Below are 26,313 nucleotides of genomic sequence, written 5' to 3' on the forward strand. Positions count from 1 at the left end.
CGGGACACAGCACGCAGGGCACGCACGGGGCACGGGGCATCCCGGGGCCCGGCTGCGCCACTCGCCCGCCGGAGCACATCCCGTGACTCCCCGCCGGGCGCCGGGCGGGCCTCCGGCCGCCCACCCCGCACCGCACAGGCCCGAATCCGGTACCCGCCCCGGCCCCGGGGCCGCCTCCGGACTCCGCCGCGACCAGCACTGCCGGTGCCGCATCAGGCAGGGCCTACCATGTGCCGCATGGCCCGACCCCGCAAGCCCCTCCTCAGCAGAGAACGCATCGTCGGGGCGGCGAGCGCGCTGGTGGACTCCGAGGGTCTGGGCGCCGTCTCCACCCGCCGCCTTGCCGCGGAACTCGGTGTCAGCGGCCCCTCGCTCTACAACCACTTCCGCAACAAGGACGAGATCCTCGAGGCCGTGGCCGACGCCGTCAGCGCCAAGGTCGATCTGTCGATGTTCGAGGAGTCCGACTCCCGCGACTGGCGCACCGCCCTGCACGACTGGGCCGTCTCCTACCGGGCGGCCCTGACCGAACACCCCAACGTCGTCCCGGTCCTGGCCCGCGGCCCGGGGCGCCGCCCGGCCGCGCTGAGGGTCGCCGACGCGGTCTTCGGCGCGATGGTCCGCGCGGGCTGGCCGCCCGCCCAGGCCACCCGCATCGGCGCCCTGATGCGCTACTTCGTCACCGGTTCCGCCCTGGGTTCGTTCGCCCGCGGCTTCGTCGACGACGAGGCGGCCTACGACCCCTGCGACTACCCCCACCTGGGGCAGGCGCATCTCCTCGCGGAACGCCAGGAGGAGATCGACGAGGGCGCGTTCGAGACGGGTCTGCGGGCCCTGCTGGACGGCCTGGCGGCGCAGCACGAGACGTTGGTACGAGCCGGCGGGCCGGGGCACCCACGCGTGGACGGCCCGTAGAGCGCCGACCCGCCGCCCGAAGCCGGGCTTCGCGTACCGCCCGGCCCGCCTTCGCCCGTCGGCCGCCCGTCGGCTGCCGGGCCCGTCGGCTGCCGGGCCGCGTCCGGGCCCGCACCCGCCCGGACAGGTGTTCCTCGACCGGCTCGTGCCGGCTCAGGCCGTGCCGTGCGTGCTCGGAGACGGCCTCCCACTGCTTGCCGCCCGACAGCCGCGCCCGATGCCGATGCCACCCACCGCGTCCCGGGACGGTGGGGAACGGCGGGGGTCGTTCTCAGCGCCGGCCGCGGTTCGACCGCTCCGACGGGGCCGGAGGCCGCGGCGGTTCCCGCCGAGCCGCGGGCGCGCGGCGGACGGCGCTCCCTCCCGCCTGCCCGGCACCCAGGCCAGGCGGCCCGGATCGGCGCCGCAGGCCAGGCGGCCCGGATCGGCGAGAGGGAGGCTGCGGCGGACTCCCGGGGCCGGGGTCCTTGTGCGTCACTCCCGGGCGGCGGCCCGCTTCGCCAGGACCCTAATCGAGCCGAGCGCGACGACGGCCAGCACGGTGATGTAGGCGGAGACGGCCATCGACGTGCCCGTCGCCTCCAGCAGCAGCACCATGACGAACGGGGCCAGGCCGCCGCCGAACACCGCCGCGATCTGGTAGCCGAGCGAGGCTCCGGTGTAGCGCATCTCGGGGGTGAACAGCTCGGCGAACAGGGCTGCCTGCGGCCCGTACATGATGCTGAGGAAGCAGCTGGTGACGAAGGTGCCGACGGCCAGCCACAGCAGCGACGCGGTGTCGATCAGCAGGAAGAGCGGGAAGGCCCACGCCAGCAGGCCGATCGCGCCCGCGGCGTAGATGCGCAGCCGTCCGACCCGGTCGGAGAGGGCCGCGGCGGCCGGTATCAGCGCGAGCTGGGTGAGGCTGACGCACAGGGAGACGGTGAGCACCGCCTCGCGCTCCATGCCGAGTTCCCGCGTCGAGTAGTCCAGCACGCCGGTGATGATGATGTAGAAGGTCGCGGTGTTGACGGCGAAGGATCCGCCGGCGAGGAAGACGGTGCCGAGGTGCCGGCGCAGGATGGTCCGCAGCGGCGAGCGGGGCTCGCTCTTCTCCTTCTCGGCCAGGGTCCGTTCGGCCTCGCGGAACTCGGGGGTCTCCTCGACCCGGGCGTGGATGTACCAGGCGAGGCCGAGGACCAGGAAGCCCACGAGGAACGGCACCCGCCAGCCCCAGGACGCGAACGCGGCATCGTCGGTGAGGGCGCCCGCGGCGAGGAACACGGTGTTGGCGGTCACCACGCCGATGGGTACGCCGAGTTGGACGAGGCTGCCGTACAGCCCGCGCTTGCCCTCCGGCGCGTACTCGGTGGCCATGAGCATCGCGCCGCCCCACTGGGCGCCGACGGCCAGCCCCTGCATCACCCGGAGCAGCACGAGGAGCAGCGGTGCGGCGACGCCGATGGACTCGTACGTCGGCAGCAGGCCGATGCCGGTGGTGGCGAGGCCCATGAGGGTGAGGGCGAGGACCAGCATCGGCTTTCGGCCGCGCTTGTCGCCGAGGTGCCCTGCGATGATCCCGCCCACGGGGCGCGCGAGGAAGCCGACGGCGAAGGTCGCGAAGGCGGCGAGGACTCCGGCCGTGGCGCTGCCCGCGGGGAAGTAGAGGTCGCCCAGCACCAGCGCGGCGGCGATGCCGAAGACGAAGTAGTCGTACCACTCGACGGCCGAGGCCAGGGCGGCGGCGCCGGCCACCCGCCGGCGGTGCCGGTCGTCGGGAGCGGTCGACCGGGGATTGCCGGCGAGCGGGGAAGGGGGTGCCGTGTCCATGCGTGCACACTCCGGTGGGTGCGGGGGACGAAGGTGCGGGGACCGTACCGACCGGATGGTATGGAGGTCAACGGGTCGCGCGACAGGACTTTTCGCTCGATCACCACCCGTCAGTAGCGCGAGGGCCGCGCCGGGCCGGGCCTGTGGAACCCACGCGTCCGCCCGCCGGCGCGGCCTGGCTCCACCGGGGCTCCCGGCAGGGCTTCGAAGCGGCCTTCTCCTCCGGGGCGGGGACGACCGCTCCCCGACGCGGTGCGCGCGCCGCCGTGCCCTGCCTGCCGCCGGGCGCCACAGCGACCTCGACCACCGGCCATCGACTATCGACCACCGGCCCTCGACTACCGGCCACCGGCCACCGGCCCGACACGGTACGCGCGCCGGGGCGGCGGTCCCGCAGCGCGGGCTAGGCCCGTCCTCCGCACGAAACTCGGACGAGTGAAGATCGAATGCACCACTCGCCCAGCTGTGGGCTGGTTTCACCCTCCGGCGTGGCGTCCACATCGTGAGATGTTGTCCTCGCCGCCGGCCGCAATCGACCTCTTCCCCCATGTGCGGAGGATGGGGCTAGGAGAAGACGACCAGCGCCCTGCCGCCCTTGCCGGCGAGCATGTTCTCGAAGGCGGCCGGGATGCCGTCGAGGCCGATCCGCTCGGTGACGAGCGCGCTCAGGTCCAGCCGGCCGGCCCGGATGTGCTCCGCGAGCACCGGCACGTCCCGGGCCGGGTCGGAGTTGCCGTAGACGCAGCCCGAGAGCGTACGTCCCCAGTGGAACAGCTCCAGGGCGTGGAAGGTGACCCGCTGGTCCTTGCCGCCGATGCCGACCACCGTCGTCCGCCCGCCGCGCCTGGTCGAGTCCCAGGCGGTACGGATCGTCACGGCACGGCCCACGCACTCGACGGCCACGTCCGCGCCCTGACCGCCGGTCAGGGCGCGGACCTCGCGGGCGGTGCCGTCGGAGGCGGCGACGAAATCGGTGGCGCCGGCGGCGCGGGCGAGTCCCTCCTTCTCCGGCGACACGTCCACGGCGACGATCCTCGAGGCGCCGGCGATCCGGGCCGCCTGGAGGGTGGCGAGCCCGACTCCGCCGACGCCCAGGACGACCACGGTCTCCCCCTCACGGACCCGGGCCGAGTGGTGGATCGCGCCGTAGCCGGTGAGGACCGCGCACCCGAGCAGGGCGGCCTCGGCCAGCGGCACCCCCTCCGGCAGCGGCAGCACGCAGTTCGCCGCGACGACGGTCTCCTCGGCGAAGGCGGCCACGTTCAGTCCCGGATGGAGCGGGGTGCCGTCCCCGGTGACGGCGTGGACGGCACCGGCGCCCCTGAGCGCACCGGCGCAGAGCCACACCTCGCCGATGGAGCAGTGGTGGCAGTGCCCGCAGGACGGGGCCCAGTTGAGCACCACCCTGTCGCCCGGAGCGACACGGGTGACGCCCTCGCCGACGGACACCACGGTGCCCGCGCCCTCGTGGCCGAGGACGGCGGGCACCGGCACCTGCATCGTGCCGTTGGACAGGGACAGGTCGGAGTGGCACACCCCGGCCGCCGCGAGGCGGACCCGCACCCGGCCGGGACCTGGCTCGGGAAGCTCGATACGGGTGATCTCCAGAGGGGAGCCGACGGCGGGCAGGACTGCGGCGCGGACCACGGTGGTTTGCTCCCGGTTCAGAACTGGAGGGACTTGGTGTGCAGGTACTCGGCGAGGCCGTGCGCGCCCAGTTCGCGGCCCACGCCCGACTGCTTGTACCCGCCGAAGGGGGCCAGCGGGTTGAAGCGGCCGCCGTTGACGTCGACCTGTCCGGTGTCCATCCGGCGTGCGAAGGCGACGGCCTCGTCGTGGTCCCCCCACACGGCTCCCGCGAGCCCGTAGACGGTGCCGTTGGCGATCCGCAGGGCGTCGTCCTCGTCCTCGTACCTCATGAGCGAGACGACCGGCCCGAAGATCTCCTCCTGGGCGATGGTCATCTCGGGGGTGACGTCGGCGAAGACCGTCGGTGAGACGTAGTAGCCCGTCGCGCACGGGGATTCGGGACCTCCGGCGACGAGCCGGGCCCCCTCGGCGACGCCCTGCTCGATGTAACCGCGGACCCGGTCCCGCTGCCGGGCACTGACGAGCGGGCCGAGGCGGTCGCCGGGAACGTACTTGGCGACGGCCTCCGCGGCGAGCGCCACGGCCTCCTCGTACCGGTCCCGGTGCACCAGCATGCGGGTCCAGGCACTGCACGTCTGGCCCGAGTTGGACATGACGTTGGCGATCCCTGCGTTCACGGCTCGGCTCAGATCGGCCCCCGGGAGGATCACGTTGGCGGACTTGCCGCCGAGCTCCAGGGCCACTCGCTTGACCGCGCCCCCGGCGGTCGCACCGATGCGGCGGCCGACGGCGGTGGAGCCGGTGAAGGAGACCAGGTCCACGCCGGGGTGCTCGGCGAGGGCCTGACCGGCGACCGGGCCGAGACCGGTGACGAGGTTGAACACCCCGTCGGGGAGCCCCGACTCATGGACGGCCTCGGCGAACAGCCGGGCGGTGAGCGGGGTGTCCTCCGCGGGCTTGAGCACCACCGTGCAGCCTGCGGCGAGGGCGGGGGCGACCTTGGCCACGATCTGGTGGAGGGGATAGTTCCACGGGGTGATGGCACCGACGACACCGACCGGCTCGTGCAGCACGGTGGAGTTGCCGACGGTCTCCTCGAAAGCATAGGAGGCGGCCAGTTCGGCGTACGAGCCGGCGACGAGGACCGGCAGTCCGGCGTGGACGGTCTCGGCGAGTCTGGGCGGGGCACCGAGTTCGGCGGTGACCGTCCCGGCGATCTCGCCCTTGCGGGCCGCGAGCACGTCGCGGAGCGCGGCGATGCGCGCGGCACGGTCACCGGGCGCGGTGGCGGCCCAGCGCGGGAAGGCGTCCCGGGCGGCGCGCACCGCGGCGTCGACGTCCTCCGGGGACCCGGCCGGCACCTGGGCGATGACCTGCTCGTCGGCGGGATTGACCACCGCGATGGTGCCGGTGCCTGTGGCGGGACGCCACATGCCGCCGATGTACATCCCGTCGTAGGCCTTCATCCGCTGCTCCTTCGGGCGTGGCAAGGGGGACCGCAACCCAAACTAGCGGTGTTAGTTTTTCGGCGCCAGAGCCGGAGGGTGCGGGTCGCTGCGATTCTGCCGCACGGCGCGGACGGGGGTCACGGGTGGAGTGCGGGTGGCGGGGCTCAATGGGCGCGGCGCGTCCGGCGGCGCTGACGGACGGTGCACGGGTGGCGTGCACGGTGGTGCACACATATGGCGCGCACAGATGGTGCGCACAGATGGTGCGCATCCGGCGGCGCTGACGGACGGCGCCGGCAGGCACATCCGGCGGCACCGGCGGACGGCACCGGCAGGCAACGGCTCTCGGGTGGCACCGGCTCTCGGGTGGCGCTCTCGTCTGGCGTGCCCGGGAGGTCCCCGCCGTCACCGGTACGTCCCGGCACAGGGGCCCGTGCGGAAAGCCGGCACAGGGGCCGGCGCGGGCCGACCGCATATTCCGGCCGCGACAGGTGGACACCGGCCGAAGGTCGCGACGGCGGCCGGAGCAGGCCTGCCGCCAGCGCCGGACCGTGTCTCCGGACGCCGGACGCGTCATCCCCTGGCCCGTCCGGCGTCCGGGCCCGCAGGCGCGAGGGTGGGGGGTCCCGCACCCGCGGGGGCGCTCAGGCCGGGGTCTGGCCGAGCGCCGTCGGGGAGGACTGCGGCGGGCGGACGGTCGGCGGCGAGATGGACGCGACCTGCGAGCGGGCGCGGTCCGCCGGCTGGCCCCCGCTGATCGCGGCCGGCTGGCCCTTCTCCTCCTGGGACTTGGACACCGACGACCAGGTACGCAGCCGGTGGCTGGCCGCCTCGTCGAGAGTCACCGGCGCCCCGCGCTGCTCCGCGAGACGGCTCGCCTCGCGGCCGAGCGCCGCCACGTCGTCCCACCGCAGCCTGAGCACCACGGCGAGTTCGGCACCGCCGTCGGCGAGCCCCCTCATGGTCGGCCCGTCACCATCAGTCATTGCCGCTCCTGTCGTTGAGGCACAGACGCTCGAGTTCCCGGGTGCCCATCAGTACGCAGCGGACCCTCCGGGTGTTCATCGCGGTAGCGCCGGGACCACGGGCCCGGTCCGTCCGCGGAGCCGCGGCCCGCTCCTTCCGGCCCCCTGAGCGGGGAGGCTCCCGGGCCGGGCCGTTCGGTACGCCGGCCTGGCCCGGGATGAACGGCGCAGCGACCAGCGTCGTCTCCGCGGCCGCCTGGGCAGGGAACTCGGCGGTGAGCGAGGCGCTGGAGCAGCGGACGGGAGGAGCCAGAGGGGGCCGGGAAGAGGCAGAAGGAGACGAGGCGGGGAGGCGCGCGGGACGGGAGCGACGGCCACGGGGCAGGGAGGCGCGGGACGGGAGGCGACGAAGGCAAAGGCGACCGGGGCGGGAGGCACGCGGGGCGGGAGGCGCGCGGGAGCTGGCGGAGGGAGTAGCGGAGGGAGTAGCGGAACGGTGAGGCGGGCGGCCTCAGCCGGCCGGCCCCACCTCCACGGCGAACCCGTTGAGCACGGCGGTGCCGGAGAGCGGGTCGAGCAGCGAGCCGTCGAGCAGCTGGTTGACGTTGACCCCCGGACGGGCCGCCGCCACCCTCGTCCGGGTGCCCGGGCGGTCGTGCCCCCAGCCGTGCGGGAGGCTCACCACCCCGGGGCGTACATCGTCGGTGATCTCGACCGGGACCTCCACCTCTCCCCCGGCCGCCTTGACGCGGGCGAGGCCGCCGTCCGCGAGCCCCAGCCGGGCGGCGTCGCGGGGGTGGACCTGGAGGGTGCAGCGGTTCGAGCCGCCCTGGAGGGCCGGGATGTTGTGCATCCAGCTGTTGTTGGACCGCAGATGGCGGCGGCCGACGAGCACCAGCCCGCCGCCCCGCGCCCCGAGTGCCCTCCGCAGCCGCGGCAGGTCCGCGGCGATCGGGCCGGGCAGCAGTTCCACGCGTCCGCTTCGGGTCCTGAGCACCTGCTCCAGCCGGGGACGCAGCGGCCCGAGGTCGATGCCGTGCGGTCGGGCGAGCAGATCGTCCAGGGTCAGCTCGTACGGGCCGAGGCGCAGCATCATGTCGAGCCGCCGCTCGGGGCCGCTCCGGCCGGTCAGCCGGGCGGCGAGTTCCCCGGCGTCCTGGCCGTGCACCGGCGAGAGGGGGTCGGCGACTGCCCGGGCGAGGGAGTTCGAGACGACCGTGTCGTCGACCGCGGACGGTTCGGCGCCGTGCATACCGCCGACGGCCAGGATCAGCCGGGCGTGGATCTCGCACTCGTCCAGTGCGCCCTCGTCGAGCGGGATGGCGGGAGGGGTGTAGCGGACCTGGTTGCGGACGGCGAGTCCGTTGAAGGAGAAGTCGTAGTGCCCGCTGCGGGACGGTGGCGGCGGGGGCAGGACGACGTCGGCGTGGCGCGAGGTCTCGTTCAGATAGGGGTCGACGCTGACCATGAGGTCGAGCCCGCCGAGCGCCCGGTCCAGCCGGTCGCCGTCCGGGGCGGACAGCACCGGGTTGGCGGCGATGGTGACGACGGCGCGGATGCGGCCCTCGCCCGGTGTCTCGATCTCCTCGGCGAGTGCGGCGATGGGCAGTTCGCCCTTGGCCTCGGGATGCCCGGCGACCCTGCTGGCCCAGCGGCCGAGGGCGAAGCCCCTGCCGGGCGGGGCCGGTTCGGCGGCGGGCCGGGGTGCGCGGTCGTGTGCGGCGAGCGGGAACAGGGCCCCGCCGGGCCGGTCGAGGTTTCCGGTGAGGATGTTGAGGACGTCGACGAGCCAGCTGGCGAGGGTGCCGTGCTCGACGGTGCAGCTGCCGATGCGGCCGTAGACGGCGGCGGTCGGTGCGGAGGCCAGTTCGCGCGCGATGGTCCGGATGACGTCCGCGTCCATGTCGCAGGCCGCGGCGGCGGCCTCGGGGGTGAAGTCCCGTACCGCCTCGCGTATTCCGTCCACGCCCTCGATCCGTCCGGCGAGCGGGCCGGGGTCGGTGAGGTCTTCGTCGAACAGCACATGGACCAGGGCGGCGAGCAGCAGTGCGTCCGTACCGGGGCGGATGGCCACGTGCCGGTCGGCGAGCCGCGCGGTGCGGGTGCGGCGCGGGTCCACCACGGTGAGCCGGCCGCCGCGGCGGCGCAGCGCCTTGAGCCGGCCCGGGAAGTCGGGCGCGGTGCACAGGCTGCCGTTGGACTCCAGGGGGTTGGCGCCGAGGAGCAGCAGATGGTCGGTGCGGTCGAGGTCCGGTACGGGTATCGCGAGGGCGTTACCGAAGAGCAGTCCGCTGGAGACGTGCTTGGGCATCTGGTCGAGGGTGCTGGCCGTGAAGACGTTGCGGGTGCGGAGCGTGGACAGCAGCACGGGCGGATAGAGCCCGCCGGCCATGGTGTGGACGTTGGGGTTGCCGAGGACGACGCCCACCGCGTCCGGCCCGTGCTTCTCGATCAGCGGGCGTATCCGGGCGGCGATGACGTCGAACGCCTCGTCCCAGCCCGCCTCGCGCAGTTCGCCGTGCTCGTCGCGTACGAGCGGGGTCCGCAGCCGGTCGGGGTCGGAGTCGAGTTCGCCGAAGGTGGCGCCCTTGGGGCAGATGAACCCGCCGCTGAAGACGTCGGACCGGTCACCGCGGACGGTGCCGACCCGTTCCCCGGCCCCGTCGCGTTCGACGGTCAGGGCCAGTCGGCAGGTGGCCTCGCACAGCGGGCAGATGCGCAGGGCGGTGCGGGTGGTGTCGGTTCCTGGCATGGGGGTCCTCCCCGGGGACGGCAGCGCAGGGGCACGGGCACGGGCACGGGCACGGGCACGGGCACGGAGAGCATACCGACCGGTACGCACGTTGTGGAGGGGGTGTTTCCGCGCACCCCGGCCGGAGCGCGCGCCACGCGGCCGGACGGTTCCGTTGACTGGGCGGACCAGGATTCCTATTGTTCTCCATAGGATTCCTTGGACGGATGCATCGGGAGTGCGGATGAGCGGTATCGAGCAGGCGAGGAAGGCGGCCGAACGGCTGGAGTACCTGTCCGGATTCGGCAACGAACACGCCTCGGAGGCCGTCCCGGGCGCCCTGCCGCTCGGGCGGAACTCGCCGCAGCGCGCCCCCCTCGGGCTGTACGCGGAGCAGCTGAGCGGCAGCGCGTTCACCGAGCCCCGCGCGCACAACCGGCGCTCGTGGCTGTACCGCATCCGGCCGTCCGCCGCCCACCCCCCGTTCGTCCGCGCCGGCAGCGGCGCCCTGCGCACCGCGCCGTTCACCGAGTCCGTGCCGGACCCGAACCGGCTCCGCTGGGACCCGCTGCCGGAGCCCGCGCCCGGCACGGACTGGCTGTCCGGTCTGTGGACCCTCGGGGGGAACGGCGACGCCGCCCAGCGCACGGGCATGGCGGTCCACCTCTACCACGCCGACGCCTCGATGGAGCGGGTGTTCGGCAACGCGGACGGCGAGCTGCTGATCGTGCCCGAGCGCGGCGGCGTGCTGCTGCGCACGGAGCTGGGACTGCTGTCCGTCCGGCCCGGCGAGGTCGCGCTGGTCCCCCGCGGCGTGCGCTTCCGGGTCGAACTGCTCGACGACACCGTCCGCGGCTATGTCTGCGAGAACTACGGACAGCCCTTCACCCTGCCCGAGCTGGGCCCGATCGGGGCCAACGGGCTGGCCAACCCCAGGGACTTCCGGTTCCCGGTCGCGGCGTACGAGGACGTCGAGGGCGATGTCGAGGTGGTGAACAAGTTCTGCGGCAACCTGTGGACCGCCGTCCACGACCACTCGCCGCTCGATGTCGTCGCCTGGCACGGCAGCCATCTGCCGTACGTCTACGACCTGCGGGCGTTCAACGTGATGGGGACCGTCTCGTACGACCACCCCGACCCGTCGATCTTCACCGTGCTCACCTCGCCCAGCGACACCCCGGGGCTCGCCGGTGTCGACTTCGTGGTGTTCGCGCCGCGCTGGCTGGTCGGCGAGGACACCTTCCGGCCGCCGTACTTCCACCGCAACGTGATGAGCGAGTACATGGGCCTCATCGAGGGCGCCTACGACGCGAAGGCCGCCGGCAGGGGCGGCTTCGTCCCCGGCGGCGGCTCGCTGCACAACATGATGTCCGCGCACGGACCCGACCGGGAGACCTTCGACCGGGCGAGCGCCGCCGAACTCAGGCCGCAGAAGGTCGACGACGGGCTGGCGTTCATGTTCGAGACCCGCTGGCCGGTGACCGCCACGGCCCAGGCTGCGAACGCCGACCACCTGCAGAGCGGGTACGACGACGTGTGGCAGGGTCTGGAGCGCCACTTCCGGTCCTGAGGCCGGATCTGATACGGAGTGTGCCGTGACCGCCTTCGCCCCCGACTCGCTCGTCCTGAACCGCAAGCTGCCGCTCTGGTACCAGGTCTCGCAGTCGCTGCGTGCCTCCATACTCGGGCGCAGACCGCACGACCCGCTGCGCCTGCCGACCGAGGAACAGCTGGCGGAGCACTACGGGGTGAGCGTGCTGACCATGCGGCAGGCGCTCAAGGAGCTGGAGTCGGAGGGCCTGATCAGCCGGCACCGGCGGCGCGGCACCTTCATCGAGCCGGGTGCCCGGCGCGGTGCGCCCCGGCGGCTGCTGGGCTCGATCGACGCGATCGTGGCCCAGCAGTCCGGCGAGCGGACGACGGTCCTCGGCCACGCCGCGGAACCCGTGCCGGGCGAACTCGCCGAGTACTTCCCGGACGGCGAGCAGGTCGTCACGTACCGCAGGCTGCGGTGCGACGGCGACAGCGGGGAGCCCACCAACTGGGCGGAGAACGCGGTCCGGCCCGACGTCGCCGCCCGGCTGGACGTGGCGGACCTGGAGCGGTGGCCGATGACCAAGGTGTTGCGCGACGCCGTCGGGGTGCGGATCAGCCGCATCACGGACACGGTGGAGGCCCGGCTGGCCGACCCGGAGACGGCGGAGCTGCTTCGGGTGCCCCTGCTGTCGCCGATCCTCCACTACACCGGAGTGACGTACGACGCGGAGGGGCGGGTGGTGGACGTGGCGCGGATCCGGTACCGGGGCGACCGGTTCTCGTTCTCCGTGACCGTCGAAGCCGAGTGAGCGGCCAGGAGAGCGGCGCGGGCGGCGCGGGCGGCGCGGGTGCGGAAGGGTCTCGCACCCGCCGGGGGTCCCCCACCGCCCCCACCGGGGTGACACGGGTGGCGGCCGCACGGTATCAACGGCTTTCATGAGCCAGCCGCTGCCCCTGGAAGGCATCACCGTCGTCTCCGTCGAACAGGCCGTGTCGGCTCCGTTCGCGACCCGTCAGCTCGCCGACCTCGGCGCTCGTGTGATCAAGGTGGAGCGGCCCGACGGCGGCGACTTCGCCCGCGGCTACGACACGGCGGCCGGCGGGCTCGCCTCGCACTTCGTCTGGTGCAACCGCGGCAAGGAGTCCCTCGCGGTGGACCTCAAGGACTCCCGTGGCCTGGCCGCGGTACGCAGGCTGGTCGGGCGGGCCGACGTCTTCGTCCAGAACCTCGCCCGGGGCGCGGCCGCCCGGCTCGGACTGGACGCCGCCACGCTCTGTGCCGCGCACCCGCGGCTCGTCGCCGTGGACATCTCCGGGTACGGGGCGGACGGCCCGTACGCCCACAAACGGGCCTACGACATGCTCGTCCAGTGCGAGGCGGGACTGGTGTCCGTCACGGGCACCGCCGAGCGGCCGGTCAAGGCGGGCATCCCGGCGGCGGACGTAGCCGCGGCGATGTACGCCTTCTCGGGGGTGCTGGCGGCCCTGCTGCGGCGGGGCGCCACCGGGCGCGGCGGCCCGGTGGAGATCTCGATGCTGGAGTCGCTCGCGGAGTGGATGGGGCACCCCCTGCACCACGGGATGCACGGGGGCGAGGCCCCGGAGCGCACGGGTCTGGCGCACGCGGTCATCGCGCCCTACGACGCGTACCCGACGGCCGACGGGGGCCAGGTGCTGCTGTCGGTGCAGAACGACCGGGAGTGGCAGCGGCTGGCCGAGCGGGTGCTCGGCCGGCCCGAGCTGGCCGAGGACCCGGCCTTCGCCACCAACAAGGCGCGGACGGCGAACCGCGGCAGGACGGACGCGGTGGTCGCCAGGGCGCTGGCCCGGCTGGACACCCCCGGGGCGGTGGCGGCACTGGAGGAGGCGGGCATCGCCTGCGCCCGGCTGAACAGCGTGGCGGATCTGGCGGCCCATCCTCAGCTGGCGGCCCGGGACCGCTGGCGGGACGTGGTCACGCCCGCCGGGCCGCTGCGGGCGATGCTGCCGCCGATCACCTTCCCGGACGGGCCGGAGCCGGGCATGGGCGCGGTGCCTGCGCTCGGCGAGCACAGCGACGCCCTGCTGCGCGAGGCGGGACTGACCGCGGCGGAGGTCGCCGAGCTGCACCGGGACGGGGTGGTGCCGACGGAGCACGGGCGCGGCGGGCATCTCGTGTGACCAGAGTGGGCATCTCGTGTGACCAGGGCGGGCATCTCGTGTCGCCAGGGCGGGTACGGGGGACCGGAGGCTCCGAACGGTACGCGGCGGCCCGGCCGGTGGCACCGGGGTACGGGCCGGTGACACCTGGGCCGGTGCGGGGCGTACCGCAGCCGGTGGCGTCCGTGCGGCCGCCGGTGGGGACCGGGGCGCGGACGTGCGAAGCGAGCCGGGACTCGGCGGGGTGGTCGGGCCTGCGGTGACCGGACGGGAGCGAGGGGGACGGGTGCGCGTGAACGGTCACGCGTGCCCGGGCCGCCGGCCGGCCACCCCGCCGGTCAGAGGCCTCGGCTGCCGAACAGCGAGCGGCGCAGCCGGCGGAGCGGCGCGAAGAGCGAGACCCGCGCGCTCCTGCTGCCGTGGCTGTGTGCGACGTCGCGCGTGGTCAGCTCACGCATCAGGGACGTCGCCTCGGCCGCCTCGCGCTGCGGCACGGCAGGCCCGCCGAGCACCGCGAGGTGGCGGTCGAGACGCGAGCTGGTCGCACTCGTCCCGCAGGTGACCGCAGGGACCCGCGCCCTGCTGCGCATCGTTATCTGTTCCATGTCACTCCCCACCCGTACGAGGGCACCCGGCCCGGGCAGATTAACCCTATCGCCCCGGCCTCACACCCGTGTATCCCGCCTGAGCGATTCAGCACACATGTACGGGGGTTGACGAACTCCACGTCAATACACCCTATTCCAGGGCGAGTTGGACACTTGCAAAAGTCGACCAAACCTTCGGCCCGGCAGCCCCGAACACCTGTCACCGGGCAGCGGGGACCGCCTCGTTCACGGCAGTCCGAGCAGCCCGAGCAGTCCAAGCAGTCGACGAGAGTCCACGACAGGACGGGACCGAGACATGTTCTCTCATCTCATCAGGAGCACACAGGGGCGCAGGAGTCTCACCGCGCTCGTGTGTGGTGCGCTGGCGGCAGGGGGGCTCGCGGCCGCCGGAGTGGGCTCCGCGCTCGCGCCGGGCGCCGCCAGCGCGTCCAGCCACCGCGAGGCTCCGCTGATCTCCGGGCAGCCGCAGTACGACACGACGGACGTGTACGCGTTCGTGAGCCCCGACCGGCCGGACACCACGACGATCATCGCGAACTGGCTGCCGTTCGAGGAGCCGGCGGGCGGACCGAACTTCTACCGCTTCGCGAACGACGCCCGCTACGACATCAACATCGACTCGGACGGCGACGCCCAGGCAGACCTGCTCTACCGCTGGACGTTCCACGACCAGGTCAAGAACGGCGACACGTTCCTGTTCAACACCGGCCCGGTGACCAGCCTGGACGACCCGGACCTCAACATCACCCAGACCTACGACCTGGAGCTGATACGGCTGCGGGGCCACCGCGTGGCCTCCACCACGAAGATCGCGAACGATGTGCCGGTCGCCCCGTCGAACGTGGGCAAGGCGTCCATGCCGGACTACGCGGGGCTCCGGAAGGAGGCCGTACGCAAGCTGAAGGACGGCAGCACCGTCTTCGCCGGCCAGGCCGACGACCCGTTCTTCCTCGACCTGCGGGTGTTCGACCTGCTGTACGGAGGCGACCTCTCCGAGGTCGGGCGCGACACCCTGAAGGGCTACAACGTCAACAGCATCGCCCTGCAGGTGCCCTCCGAGCACATCCGGCAGTCGGTGGGCCAGCCCGTGGTCGGGATCTGGACGACCACGCACCGCAAGACCGCGGGCGGGGACTGGACGCAGGTCTCCCGGCTGGGCATGCCGCTGGTGAACGAGGTCGTCATCCCGCTCAAGGACAAGGACAAGTTCAACGCCTCCCACCCGCTGAACGACGCGGACTTCCTCAAGTCCGTCACCAACCCGGAGCTGCCCAAGCTCATCGAGGGCATCTTCAAGATCGAAGCCCCCGAGGAGCCGCGCGACGACCTGGTCTCCGTGTTCCTCACCGGGGTGAAGGACCTCAACCAGCCGCCGCAGGTGCGGCCGGCCGAGGCGCTGCGGCTGAACACGGCCGTACCGCCCACGGAGGCGCCGAAGCGGCTGGGCGTGCTGGACGGCGACAACGCGGGCTTCCCGAACGGACGCCGGCTGACCGACGACGTCCTGGACATCGCGCTCCAGGTCGTCGAGGGCGAACTCCTGGGCAAGAAGAACGACCTGGGCGACGCCGTGGACAAGAACGACGTGGAGTTCGAGAAGGCCTTCCCCTACGTGGCACTGCCGGCATCGGGCTCGGACGGCCCGCTGGCCGAGGCCGGCGGCAACCGCGCCCAGCTCGACGGCGCCGCGGAGCTGACCTCCGGCAGTGCCGCGGACGACCGCACGGTGCTGATGGTCTCGGCGGGCGCCGGGGGCGCGGGCGCCGTGCTCGCCGTACTCGGCCTCGTGTGGTGGCGGACCCGGCGGCGCGGCAGGTGGTCATGACGCGGACCGCACGGTCCGGATGGCGCCTGGGAGCCGGTGTCGTGGGACTCGCGTTCGCGCTCACCGCCGCGGGAGCGGTGCTGGGCGGCCCGGACGAGGTGCCCGCGACTCCGGCCGCCGCGGGGGCGCTGGTCCTCGGTGCGGATCCCGGGCACGGGGTGCGCGCCCTCCAGGCCCGGCTGAAGGCGCAGCCCGAGGACGCGGGCGCCTGGGCGGCGCTCGGCACGGCGTACGTCGAGGAGGCCCGGGGCGGCGGCGATCCGTCGCGGTACCCGCAGGCCGCCGAGGCGTTCGCCCGGTCGCTGCGGCTGCGGCCCGACGGCAACGCCGACGCGCTCGCCGGCCGGGCAGCCCTGGCGGCGGCACGGCACGACTTCCCCGCGGCGCTCCGGGACGCCGACCGGGCGCTGGCGGTCAACCCGTACAGCGAGCACGGTCTCGCCGTACGGATCGACGCACTCGTCGAACTCGGCCGCTACCCGGCGGCGTTGGACGCGGCGCGCCGGGCGGACGCCCGCCGCCCGGGCATTCCGGTGTTCACCCGGCTCGCCTACGTAAGGGAACTGCGCGGGGACACCGAGGAGGCCCGGCGGGTGCTGGAGCTGGCGCGGAACTCGGCGAGCAGCCGGGCCGACATCGCCTACACGGCGACGGCCCTCGGCCGGCTCGCCTGGTCCCAGGGCGACTACGACGAGGCGCTGCGGCAGTGCGGCCAGGCTCTGAAGGCCGAACCGGACCATCTGGAGGCCCGCGAGTGCCGCGCCCGGGCCCTCACCGGAAAGGGGCAGCTCGCCGCCGCCGTCGCGGAGTTCGAGGAGATCGTCGACCGGTCCCCGCTGCCGGGGCGGCTGGTCGCGCTCGGCGAACTCTACGAGGCGAGCGGCAGCCCCGGGCCCGCCCGCCGGCAGTACGAGGTGCTCGGCACCTGGGCCGGCCTCGCCCGGGCGGGCGGGGTGAACCCGGATCTGGACACGGCCCTCGCCGCCGCCGACCACGGCGACCGCGCCGAGGCCCTGCGGGCGGCCCGAGCCGAATGGCAGCGCCGCCGCACCGTGCACACCGAGGACGCCCTCGCCTGGGCGCTGCATCGCGCGGGACGCTCCGAGGAGGCCCTGCCCCATGCGCGGGCGGCGACCGCGACGGGCTACCGGGACGCGTCCTTCCTCTACCACCGCGGCATGATCGAACGCGCCGCGGGCGAGCGGGCCGCCGCGCGTTCCTCGCTGTCCCGCGCCCTGGCACTCAATCCCGCCTTCTCCCCCCTCGGCGCACGCGAGGCGCGCCGCGCGCTCGACGGTCTGGAGGCGACGTGACCCGGAAGCCGAGTCGCCCGTGCGGCGATTCGCCCTCCCCCGCCCCGCTCCGCAGGAGTCCGGCCCCTCCCCCGCCCGAAGCCGGGGGCTTCCCCGGAGGTTCCCGATGACCGATCCGATCCCCGGCGCCCTCGCGGCACTGCTCGCGCTCCTGGCACCGGCGGCCACCGGTGCACGGGGGTGCCTGGCCCGCGTCCCCGCGCCCGGCTCCACCCGGCCGGCGCCGGCCGGCGCGCGGCAGGCCGCCGGGCCCCGGGAGGCAGCGGCGGCCGGCCCGCACACCGGGCACCGGGCACCGGGCACCGGGCACCGGGCACCGGGCACCGGGGAGAAACGACCGGGACACCGGCGGGGACGCGGCCGCGCCGCCCGGTGGCGCGGCCGCGGGAGAACCCGTGCGGAACGGAGGCGCACCGCCGGTGGCGTGGCGGGAAGACCGTGCCGGACCACGGAAGTGCGCCGTCCCGGGACCGAACGGCCGGGTGCCGTTCGCCCCCGGGACGGCGCATCGCGGGACGGGTCAGGCGACCAGGGTGGTGCCGCTGCCCTCCCTGGGAGAACAGCAGCCGTGCCTCGTCCTCGGCGAAGACACAGCCCGCGGCGCGCAGTCTGCCGACGCCGTCGTCGGCGGCACCTCGCTGGGCCGGGAGGCCCGCGCGGTCGCCGGGTCGCTGGCGGCCGGGGACCTCGGCGCCGCCAGGGAGCGGCTGCCGCACCTCTGCGGGCGCGACTCGCAGGCGCTGGACGGTCCCGGCATCGCCCGCGCCGTCGTCGAGTCCGTCGCCGAGAACACCTCGGACGCCGTCGTGGGCGCCCTCGTCTGGGGCGCGATCGGCGGGGTTCCGGGCCTGCTCGGGTTCCGCGCCGTCAACACCCTGGACGCGATGGTCGGTCACCGTTCCCCCCGCTACCGGCGGTACGGCTGGGCCTCGGCCCGGCTGGACGACCTCGCGGGCTGGCCCGGGGCCCGGCTCACCGCGGCGCTGGCGACCGTCGCGGGCGGCGACCCGCGCGGCGCGGCCCGCGCCTGGCGCCGGGACGCCGCGAAGCACCCGAGCCCCAACGCGGGTCCCGTGGAGGCCGCGTTCGCCGGGGCCCTCGGCGTACGGCTCGGCGGGACGCTGTCGTACGGCGGACGGGTCGAGCACCGGCCGGTACTCAACGGCGACGGCGGACGGGCCGTCCGGACCGCCGACATCGAGCGGGCGGTGCGGCTCTCGGCGCGCGTGGGGGTGCTGGCGCTCGCGGTGTGCGCGGGCGGGCGCCTCGCGGCCGGGGCGCTGCGGCGGAGGCGCGCATGAGCGGGGGCGGACTGCTGGTCGCCGGCACCACCTCGGACGCCGGCAAGAGCGTCGTGACGGCGGGGATCTGCCGCTGGCTGGTGCGCCGGGGCGTGAAGGTCGCCCCCTTCAAGGGGCAGAACATGTCCCTCAACTCCTTCGTCACCCGTGAGGGCGCCGAGATCGGCCGGGCGCAGGCCATGCAGGCGCAGGCCGCCCGGGTGGAGCCGACGGCGCTGATGAACCCGGTGCTGCTGAAACCCGGCGGGGACCGCTCCAGCCAGGTCGTGCTGCTGGGCCGGCCGGTGGGCGAACTGAGCGCGCGCGGGTTCTTCGGGAGGCCGGGGCCCCCGGCGGGGCCGGAACGGGGCGCGCAGGCCGCCGGAAGCCTGCCGGGAGGGACCGGGGGCACCCCTGTGGGGATGCTGCGCGGAGGGCGCCGGGAGGCGCTGCTCGAACCGGTGCTGGCCTGCCTGGAGGAGCTCCGCGGCACCCATGACGTGGTGATCTGCGAGGGCGCCGGCAGTCCCGCGGAGATCAATCTGCGGCGCACGGACATCGTCAACATGGGCATCGCCCGCGCCGCGCGGCTCCCCGTGCTGGTCGTGGGCGACATCGACCGGGGCGGGGTGTTCGCCCAGTTCTTCGGTACGACGGCACTGCTGGCCCCCGGTGACCAGGAGCTGGTCGCCGGCTATCTCGTCAACAAGTTCCGCGGCGACGTCTCGCTGCTGGGGCCGGGGCTGGAGATGCTGCGCGGGCTGACCGGGCGGCGGACGTACGGCGTGCTTCCGTACGCGCACGGGCTCGGCATCGACGAGGAGGACGGGCTGCGGGTCTCCCTGCGCGGCACCGTGCGCGAGTCGGCGGTGGCGCCGCCGGTCGGCGAGGACGTGCTGCGCGTGGCCGTCTGCGCCGTGCCGCTGATGTCCAACTTCACCGACGTGGACGCGCTGGCGGCCGAGCCGGGCGTGATCGTGCGCTTCGTCGACCGCCCCGAGGAGCTGGCCGACGCCGACCTGGTGGTCGTGCCGGGCACGCGGGGCACGGTGCGCGCGCTGGAGTGGCTGCGCGAGCGGGGCCTCGCGGGCGCCCTCGCCCGGCGGGCGGCCGAGGGCCGGCCCGTGCTCGGCATCTGCGGCGGCTTCCAGGTGCTCGGCGAGCACATCGACGACGAGGTCGAGTCGCGGACCGGAGCCGTGCCGGGGCTCGGGCTGCTCCCGGTCCGGGTGCGGTTCGCCGCGGAGAAGACCCTCGCCCGCCCGTCGGGCGAGGCACTGGGGCAGCCCGTCGAGGGGTACGAGATCCACCACGGCGTCGCCGAGGTGCTCGGCGGCGAGCCCTTCCTCGACGGCTGCCGGGTCGGCGAGGTGTGGGGCACCCACTGGCACGGGTCGCTGGAGAGCGACGGGTTCCGCCGGGCGTTCCTGCGGGCCGTCGCCGCGGCGGCGGGCCGCGGGTTCGCCCCCGCCCCTGACACGTCCTTCGCCGAGCTGCGCGAGGCCCAGCTCGACCGGCTCGGCGACCTCGTCGAGGAGCATGCGGACACCGACGCGCTGCTCCGCCTCATCGAGGGCGGCGCGCCCCCGGGCCTGCCGTTCATCCCGCCGGGGGCGCCCGACCTCCCCGCTGCGACCGCCGTGCCCACCGCGACCCCCGTGCCCACCGGGACCACCGGGACCCCTGGGACCACCATGCCCACCGCGACCACCGGGACCGCTGTGCCCACCACAACCGCAGCGTCGACCGCGACCGCGACCGCCGCCGGAACCCCAGGAGCCGCACAGTGAGCAACGCACCCCACTATCCGTTCACGGCGGTCGTCGGCATGGACGACCTGCGGCTCGCCCTGCTGCTGAACGCCGTCAGCCCGGCCGTCGGCGGTGTGCTGGTGCGCGGGGAGAAGGGCACCGCCAAGTCGACGGCGGTGCGGGCCCTCGCCGCGCTGATGCCGGACGTCGACGTGGTCGCGGGCTGCCGGTTCTCCTGCGCGCCCGCGGCGCCCGACCCGCGATGCCCGGACGGTCCCCACGAGGCCACCCCGGGCACGGCACGCCCGGCCCGGATCGTCGAGCTTCCCGTCGGCGCCTCGGAGGACCGTCTCGTCGGAGCGCTCGACATCGAACGGGCCCTGGCGGACGGGGTGAAGGCGTTCGAGCCGGGTCTGCTCGCCGACGCCCACCGGGGCGTGCTCTACGTCGACGAGGTCAATCTGCTCCACGACCACCTCGTCGACCTGCTGCTGGACGCGGCCGCGATGGGTGCCTCCCATGTGGAGCGCGAGGGCGTGTCCGTACGGCATGCCGCCCGTTTCCTGCTGGTCGGCACCATGAACCCCGAAGAGGGCGAGCTGCGGCCGCAGTTGCTGGACCGCTTCGGGCTGACGGTGGAGGTCGCCGCCTCCCGGGAGCCGGAGCAGCGGGTGGAGGTCGTGCGGCGCAGGCTCGCCTACGACGACGACCCCTCGGCCTTCGCCGCCCGCTGGGCGGCGGAGGAGGCCGCGCTGCGCGAACGCATCGTGGCCGCGCGGGCGACGCTGCCCCGGGTGGGGCTCGGGGACGCGGCGCTCCGGCAGATCGCCGCCACCTGCGCCGCGTTCGAGGTGGACGGCATGCGCGCCGACATCGTGATGGCCCGCACCGCGGCGGCGCTGGCCGCCTGGGCGGGCCGTACCGAGGTACGCGAGGAGGACGTGCGGCAGGCCGCGCTCCTCGCCCTCCCCCACCGGCGCCGGCGCAATCCGTTCGACGCGCCCGGCCTCGACGAGGACAAGCTCGACGAGACGCTGGAGCGGTTCGGCGGGGACGGCCGACCGGACACGGATTCCGGCCCCGGCACCGACGCCGATCCGGACCCCGACACGGACCCGCCTCCGGACGGCGGCCCCGGCGGCCCCGGCGGCAATGACGTCCCGCCCCAGGGCCGGGGGCCGGACTCCGCCGCCTCCGCCGGACAGCCCGAGCCGTCCAGCCCGTCCAGCCCGACCGAGCCGCCCGCCGGGCAGCCGGAGCCCTCCGGAACGCCCGCCGCGAGCGCGGCCGAACGGGCCGCCGAACGGGCCGGGGAGCCGTTCCGCACCAGGACCCTCAGCGTGCCCGGTCTCGGCGAGGGCGCCGCCGGACGCCGCTCCCGGGCCCGTACCGAGCACGGCAGGACCACCGGAGCGCACCGGCCGCGGGGGGCGCTGACCGCGTTGCACCTGTCGGCGACCGTGCGGGCGGCGGCTCCGCACCAGCACGCCCGCGGCCGGCGCGGACCGGGCCTCGTGGTGCGCCGGGACGATCTGCGGCAGGCTGCCCGCGAGGGCCGCGAGGGCAATCTCGTACTCTTCGTCGTCGACGCCTCCGGCTCCATGGCGGCGCGCAGGCGTATGGGCTCCGTGAAGGGCGCGGTGCTGTCGCTGCTCCTGGACGCCTACCAGCGCCGTGACAAGGTCGGCCTGGTCACCTTCCGGGGCGACGCGGCGGAGCTGGCGCTGCCGCCGACCTCGTCCGTGGACGCCGCCGCGGCACGGCTCGGGGAGCTGCCGACCGGTGGCCGGACCCCGCTGGCCGCCGGTCTGCTGAAGGCCCGCGACGTGCTGCGGGTGGAGCGGCTGCGCGACCCGTCGCGGCGGCCGCTCCTGGTGGTCGTGACCGACGGCCGCGCGACCGGGGCGGGCGGCGGCGACGCCCTCGCGCTCGCCGGGCGCGCCGCGCGGCTGCACGCCGCCGAGGGCACGGCCGCGGTGGTCGTGGACTGCGAGACGGGCCCGGTGCGGCTCGGCCTCGCCGGAGATCTCGCCCGTGACCTCGGCGGCACCGCCGTCACCCTGGACGAGCTGCGCGCCGACAGCATCGCGGGGCTCGTCCGGGACGTGCGGGCGGCGGCGGACACGAGAACGGCGACGGCGACCGGAACGAGAACGGCGACCGGAACGGGAACGGGCAGCACGGTCCGCGACAGGAGGGCAGCGTAGTGCCGCAGGGAAAGCCGGACGTCGTGCCGGACGACGGTCTCACCACCCGCCAGCGCCGCAACCGGCCGCTGGTGATGGTGCACACGGGCATCGGCAAGGGGAAGTCCACCGCCGCCTTCGGGATGGCGCTGCGCGCCTGGAACCAGGGGTGGCCCGTCGGGGTGTTCCAGTTCGTCAAGTCGGCGAAGTGGCGGGTCGGCGAGGAGAACGCGCTCAGGGTCCTCGGCGCGAGCGGCGAGGGCGGCACCGTCCACTGGCACAAGATGGGCGAGGGCTGGTCCTGGATCCAGCGCCCTCCGGCCGAGGGCGAGCAGTCCCACGAGGACAGGGCGCGCGAGGGCTGGGAGCAGGTCAAGCGGGATCTGGCCGCCGAGACGTACCGGTTCTACGTGCTCGACGAGTTCGCCTATCTGCTCCACTGGGGCTGGATCGACACGGCCGAGGTCGTCGAGGTGCTGCGCGACCGGCCCGGGACCCAGCACGTCGTCATCACCGGCCGCAACGCCCCCGCGGAACTCGTCGGGTTCGCCGACCTCGTGACCGACATGTCCAAGGTCAGGCATCCGATGGACGCGGGCCAGAAGGGTCAGCGGGGCATCGAGTGGTGACGAGGTCGGCAGGCAGAAGGTGGTAGCGCGTCTCGTCGTCGCCGCACCGGCGTCCGGCAGCGGCAAGACCACCGTCGCGACGGGGCTGATGGCGGCCTTCACGGCCGCCGGTCTCGCCGTGTCGCCGCACAAGGTGGGGCCCGACTACATCGATCCCGGGTACCACGCGCTCGCCACCGGGCGCCCGGGCCGCAACCTCGACGCGTACATGTGCGGCACGGAGCTGATCGCCCCGCTGTTCGCGCACGGCGCGCGCGGGTGCGACCTGGCGGTCGTCGAGGGAGTGATGGGGCTGTACGACGGGGCGGCCGGGGCCGGTGAACTGGCCTCCACCGCCCAGGTCGCCAAGCTGCTGCGGGCGCCGGTGGTGCTGGTCGTCGACGCCTCGTCGCAGTCCCGGTCGGTCGCGGCCCTGGTGCACGGATTCGCGTCCTGGGACCCGGAGGTGCGGCTCGGCGGGGTGATCCTCAACAAGGTCGCCACCGACCGCCACGAGGCCCTGCTGCGCGACGCCCTGGAGGAGTCCGGGGTGCCGGTGCTGGGGGTGCTGCGCCGTGCTCCCGGGGTGGCGACACCGTCGCGGCATCTGGGGCTGGTGCCGGTCGCCGAGCGGCGGACGGAGGCGGTCGGCGCGGTCGCCGCGCAGGCCGGTCAGGTGCGGGCGGGCTGCGACCTCCAGGCGCTGCTGGCCCTGGCGCACAGCGCGCCGCCCCTCGCCGGGGACCCCTGGGACCCCGCGGCGGCACTGGGCTCCCCCGCCGCCGGAGCCCCGTACCGGCGGCCTGCCGAGGCCCCGGGCAAGAGGCCCGCCGGGCCCGGTGAGCGGCGGCCCGCCGGGCCCGGCGACCTGGGAAGAGCAGCCGAGTCCGGCGACCTGAGAGCAGCCGGGTCCGGTGCTCTGAGGGCGGTCGGGGCCGATGCTCTGAGGGCGGTCGGGTCCGATGGCCGGCGGCCCGTCGTCGCCGTGGCCGGGGGCGCCGCGTTCACGTTCTCGTACGCCGAGCACGCCGAGCTGCTGAGGGCCGCGGGTGCGGACGTGGTCGCCTTCGACCCGCTCCGCGACGAGGAACTGCCCGACGGCACGGCCGGCCTGGTCATCGGCGGCGGCTTCCCGGAGGTGTACGCCCCGGAGCTGTCCGCCAACTCCCGCCTCCGCAAGACGGTCGCCGAACTCGCCCGTGCGGGGGCACCCGTCGCCGCCGAGTGCGCCGGGCTGCTGTATCTCGCGCGCTCCCTCGACGGCAAACCCATGTGCGGGGTGCTGGACGCCGACGCCCGGATGACGGAGCGGCTGACGCTGGGCTACCGGGACGCCGTGGCGGTGGGCGACAGCGTCCTGGCCCCGGCCGGGACCCGGATGCGCGGCCACGAGTTCCACCGCACCGTGACGGAACCGGGCGCGGGAGCCGCGCCGGCCTGGGGGCTCCGGCAGCCGGAGCCCCGGGTCGAGGGCTTCGTACAGGACGGTGTGCACGCGAGCTATGTGCATACGCACTGGGCCGGCGCACCCGGCGCGGCCCGCCGGTTCACGGAGGGATGCGCGGCGTGGGACGCGCGGGGATAGCGGCCGGCGGCCCCGGTGCGTCGCTCGGCCGGGCCGTCGCCAGCCGGTCGACCGGCCTGTCGGGGCGGTTCGTCGTGGGAGTCGGGGCGCGCCGGGGCGCGCCCGTGGAAGAGGTGCTCGCTCTGGTGCGGGACGCGCTGCGGGAGGCCGGGGCGGCGGCGAGTTCGGTCGTGGCGCTCGCGACCGTGGCCGCCAAGGCCCGCGAACCGGGCGTCGCGGCCGCGGCGGCCGCGCTCGGCGTGCCGGTGCGGTCCTACCCGGCCGCGGAACTCGCCCGCGTGCCGGTGCCGAACCCGTCCGCGGCGGCGGCCGCGGTGGGCACCGGGTCGGTGGCGGAGGCGGCTGCCCTCGCCGAGGGGGGAGAACTCGTGGTGGGGAAACGAAAGTCCGGAGGTCAGGGACGCCCCGGTGCGGTGACCTGTGCCATCGTGCGGATTGCGGATCCTTCGGCTCCGGAACCGATCCCGCCACGCGTGGAACCGGTGGCGCCGGACGACCCGGACTCAGTCCCGGACATAGTCCCGGAGGTAGTCCCGGACGGTGAAGGCGGCGCGGACAGCGCGGACGGCGAGGTCAGCGGTGACAGCGCGGGCGGCGCGGACGGCGCGGCGCTGCCGGACTCCGCGGAGCGCCTGGGCAGCCGCCGTCTGCCGCACGTCCTGTTCGGCGGCGTCCCGGCCGAACGGGCCGGGACGCAGCACGAGGGCCGGGCCGCTGCGCACCCGGGCTCATCGGTCCGGCGCGCCGACGTGACCGGCGCGGCGGACGAGCCGTCCGATCGGGTCGTCGACCGCTACCGGCAGGCGGCCGCCTCGCCGGTCCGGGCCCGGGCGGGACGACCGTGAACGCCGGCTTCCACGACCTGCGGCACCACGGTGACGCGGAGGTCCGCGAGGGCGGGCTGACCGATCTCGCGGTCAACGTCCGCACCGGCACCCCTCCGGTGTGGCTGCGGGAGCGCATCGCGGCGTCACTGGCGTCGCTCGCCGCCTACCCGGACGGCCGTGCGGCACGGGCGGCGGTCGCGGCGCGGCACGGGGTGCCGGTGCAGCGGGTGCTGTTGACCGCGGGCGCGGCGGAGGCCTTCGTGCTGATCGCGCGGGCCCTGCGGGTGTACCGCCCGGTGGTGGTGCACCCCCAGTTCACGGAGCCCGAGGCGGCGCTGCGGGACGCGGGGTACGAGGTGGGCCGCGTGGTGCTGCGCGCGGAGGACGGCTTCCGGCTGGACCCGGCGGCCGTGCCCGAGTCCGCGGACCTGGTCGTCGTCGGCAACCCCACCAACCCGACCTCGGTCCTCCATCCTGCCGCCGAGTTGGCCCGGCTCGCCCGGCCCGGGCGGATCCTGGTCGTCGACGAGGCGTTCATGGACGCGGTTCCCGGTGAACCGGAAACCCTCGCCCCGAGGACCGATGTGCCCGGACTGATCGTGGTTCGCAGCCTCACCAAGACATGGGGGCTCGCGGGGCTGCGGATCGGCTACGTCCTCGCCGGGCCGGGGACGGTCGCCCGGCTCGGGCGGGCCCAGCCGCTCTGGCCGGTGGGGACCCCCGCGCTCGCCGCGGCCGAGGCGTGCATGTCTCCGGGGGCGCTCGCGGAGGCCGCCCGCGCGGCGGAGCGGATCGCGGCGGACCGGGCCCATCTGCTGGCCGGTCTCGCGGAGTTCGACGGGGTACGGGCGGTGCCGGCGGCGGCGGGCCCGTTCGTCCTCGTCCGCATCGACCGCGCGGACGAGGTACGCGGACGGCTGCGGGCGCTCGGCTTCGCCGCCCGGCGCGGGGACACCTTCCCGGGGCTGGACCGCGACTGGCTGCGGCTCGCGGTCCGCGACCGGGCCACGACGAACCGCTTCCTCCAGGGCCTCGACCAGGCCCTGAGGTTCGTCGCGGTGTAGGCGCCACGCTGGGGGGCGTCCAGTGAAGTGCTCGGCGACGCGCCCAGTCGCGTACGCAGTGCCGCGCCCAGTGACGTACGCAGTGCCGCGCGCAGTGACGTACGCAGTGACGTACGCAGTGAAGTGGCGCGTC

At 75.1% G+C, this 26,313-nt stretch carries 18 protein-coding genes and 1 pseudogene; 13 read left to right on the forward strand and 6 right to left on the reverse strand.

The window, feature by feature from the left end:
* Positions 1-237 precede the first annotated feature (237 nt).
* Positions 238-915, forward strand: a complete 678-nt coding sequence (locus DDQ41_RS02025) for a TetR/AcrR family transcriptional regulator (protein WP_109292902.1) — start codon at positions 238-240, stop codon at positions 913-915.
* Between the two features lie 474 nt (positions 916-1,389).
* Here the strand turns inward: DDQ41_RS02025 and DDQ41_RS02030 are convergent, their stop codons facing one another.
* The 5 genes from DDQ41_RS02030 to DDQ41_RS02050 all read right to left on the reverse strand — a co-directional run bounded on the left by DDQ41_RS02030 (position 1,390) and on the right by DDQ41_RS02050 (position 9,479).
* Positions 1,390-2,724, reverse strand: coding sequence for an MFS transporter (locus DDQ41_RS02030; protein WP_109292903.1), 1,335 nt, complete (start codon positions 2,722-2,724; stop codon positions 1,390-1,392).
* A 564-nt stretch (positions 2,725-3,288) separates the two neighbouring features.
* Positions 3,289-4,371 (reverse strand): Zn-dependent alcohol dehydrogenase, encoded by a 1,083-nt coding sequence (locus DDQ41_RS02035; protein WP_109292904.1) that lies wholly within the window; start codon positions 4,369-4,371, stop codon positions 3,289-3,291.
* Positions 4,372-4,388: 17 nt separating this feature from the next.
* Positions 4,389-5,780 carry an aldehyde dehydrogenase family protein gene (locus DDQ41_RS02040; protein ID WP_109292905.1) on the reverse strand — a complete coding sequence of 464 codons (1,392 nt, stop codon included), beginning with the start codon at positions 5,778-5,780 and terminating at the stop codon, positions 4,389-4,391.
* Positions 5,781-6,406: 626 nt separating this feature from the next.
* Positions 6,407-6,748: a hypothetical protein gene (locus tag DDQ41_RS02045; protein ID WP_394342116.1), complete on the reverse strand. Its 342-nt coding sequence runs from the start codon at positions 6,746-6,748 to the stop codon at positions 6,407-6,409.
* 490 nt (positions 6,749-7,238) lie between these two features.
* Entirely contained in the window at positions 7,239-9,479 is a 2,241-nt protein-coding gene (locus DDQ41_RS02050) for a molybdopterin oxidoreductase family protein (RefSeq protein ID WP_109292907.1), read from the reverse strand.
* Positions 9,480-9,702: 223 nt separating this feature from the next.
* Here DDQ41_RS02050 and hmgA point away from each other — a divergent pair, with 223 nt between their 5' ends.
* The 3 genes from hmgA to DDQ41_RS02065 all read left to right on the forward strand — a co-directional run bounded on the left by hmgA (position 9,703) and on the right by DDQ41_RS02065 (position 13,154).
* Positions 9,703-11,028: a homogentisate 1,2-dioxygenase gene (hmgA, locus tag DDQ41_RS02055; RefSeq protein WP_109292908.1), complete on the forward strand. Its 1,326-nt coding sequence runs from the start codon at positions 9,703-9,705 to the stop codon at positions 11,026-11,028.
* Positions 11,029-11,053: 25 nt separating this feature from the next.
* Positions 11,054-11,803, forward strand: a complete 750-nt coding sequence (locus tag DDQ41_RS02060; RefSeq protein ID WP_109292909.1) for a GntR family transcriptional regulator — start codon at positions 11,054-11,056, stop codon at positions 11,801-11,803.
* Positions 11,804-11,930: 127 nt separating this feature from the next.
* Positions 11,931-13,154, forward strand: a complete 1,224-nt coding sequence (locus DDQ41_RS02065; RefSeq protein ID WP_109292910.1) for a CaiB/BaiF CoA transferase family protein — start codon at positions 11,931-11,933, stop codon at positions 13,152-13,154.
* A gap of 317 nt (positions 13,155-13,471) precedes the next feature.
* Here the strand turns inward: DDQ41_RS02065 and DDQ41_RS02070 are convergent, their stop codons facing one another.
* Entirely contained in the window at positions 13,472-13,738 is a 267-nt protein-coding gene (locus DDQ41_RS02070; protein ID WP_174720247.1) for a hypothetical protein, read from the reverse strand.
* A 298-nt stretch (positions 13,739-14,036) separates the two neighbouring features.
* Here DDQ41_RS02070 and DDQ41_RS02075 point away from each other — a divergent pair, with 298 nt between their 5' ends.
* The 9 genes and pseudogenes from DDQ41_RS02075 to cobC all read left to right on the forward strand — a co-directional run bounded on the left by DDQ41_RS02075 (position 14,037) and on the right by cobC (position 26,180).
* Positions 14,037-15,566 (forward strand): DUF4331 domain-containing protein, encoded by a 1,530-nt coding sequence (locus DDQ41_RS02075; RefSeq protein ID WP_109292911.1) that lies wholly within the window; start codon positions 14,037-14,039, stop codon positions 15,564-15,566.
* Positions 15,563-16,879, forward strand: a complete 1,317-nt coding sequence (locus tag DDQ41_RS02080; RefSeq protein WP_262508330.1) for a tetratricopeptide repeat protein — start codon at positions 15,563-15,565, stop codon at positions 16,877-16,879. Before DDQ41_RS02075 ends, DDQ41_RS02080 begins: the two co-directional genes overlap by 4 nt.
* A gap of 395 nt (positions 16,880-17,274) precedes the next feature.
* Complete coding sequence (locus DDQ41_RS31965) at positions 17,275-18,180, forward strand: CobD/CbiB family cobalamin biosynthesis protein (RefSeq protein WP_394342117.1); 906 nt, start codon at positions 17,275-17,277, stop codon at positions 18,178-18,180.
* Positions 18,177-19,949: a cobyric acid synthase gene (locus DDQ41_RS02090; protein ID WP_262508331.1), complete on the forward strand. Its 1,773-nt coding sequence runs from the start codon at positions 18,177-18,179 to the stop codon at positions 19,947-19,949. The genes DDQ41_RS31965 and DDQ41_RS02090 overlap by 4 nt, the downstream gene beginning before the upstream one ends.
* Before the next feature lie 38 nt (positions 19,950-19,987).
* Positions 19,988-22,117: a putative cobaltochelatase gene (locus tag DDQ41_RS02095; RefSeq protein ID WP_262508636.1), complete on the forward strand. Its 2,130-nt coding sequence runs from the start codon at positions 19,988-19,990 to the stop codon at positions 22,115-22,117.
* The gene (gene cobO / locus DDQ41_RS02100) at positions 22,117-22,725 is read left to right on the forward strand and encodes a cob(I)yrinic acid a,c-diamide adenosyltransferase (RefSeq protein WP_109292915.1); all 609 of its coding nucleotides are present in this window, start codon (positions 22,117-22,119) and stop codon (positions 22,723-22,725) included. The genes DDQ41_RS02095 and cobO overlap by 1 nt, the downstream gene beginning before the upstream one ends.
* A 19-nt stretch (positions 22,726-22,744) precedes the next feature.
* Positions 22,745-24,289 carry a cobyrinate a,c-diamide synthase gene (locus DDQ41_RS02105; RefSeq protein WP_109292916.1) on the forward strand — a complete coding sequence of 515 codons (1,545 nt, stop codon included), beginning with the start codon at positions 22,745-22,747 and terminating at the stop codon, positions 24,287-24,289.
* Positions 24,262-24,723, forward strand: a pseudogene (locus DDQ41_RS33195) (cobalamin biosynthesis protein); the annotation flags it as partial. The gene DDQ41_RS02105 and the pseudogene DDQ41_RS33195, both read left to right, overlap by 28 nt.
* Positions 24,724-25,130: 407 nt before the next feature.
* Positions 25,131-26,180: an Rv2231c family pyridoxal phosphate-dependent protein CobC gene (gene cobC / locus DDQ41_RS02115; RefSeq protein WP_109292918.1), complete on the forward strand. Its 1,050-nt coding sequence runs from the start codon at positions 25,131-25,133 to the stop codon at positions 26,178-26,180.
* Positions 26,181-26,313: the final 133 nt, after the last annotated feature.

It is taken from the genome of Streptomyces spongiicola, from assembly GCF_003122365.1.
Taxonomy (GTDB): Bacteria; Actinomycetota; Actinomycetes; order Streptomycetales; family Streptomycetaceae; genus Streptomyces; species Streptomyces spongiicola.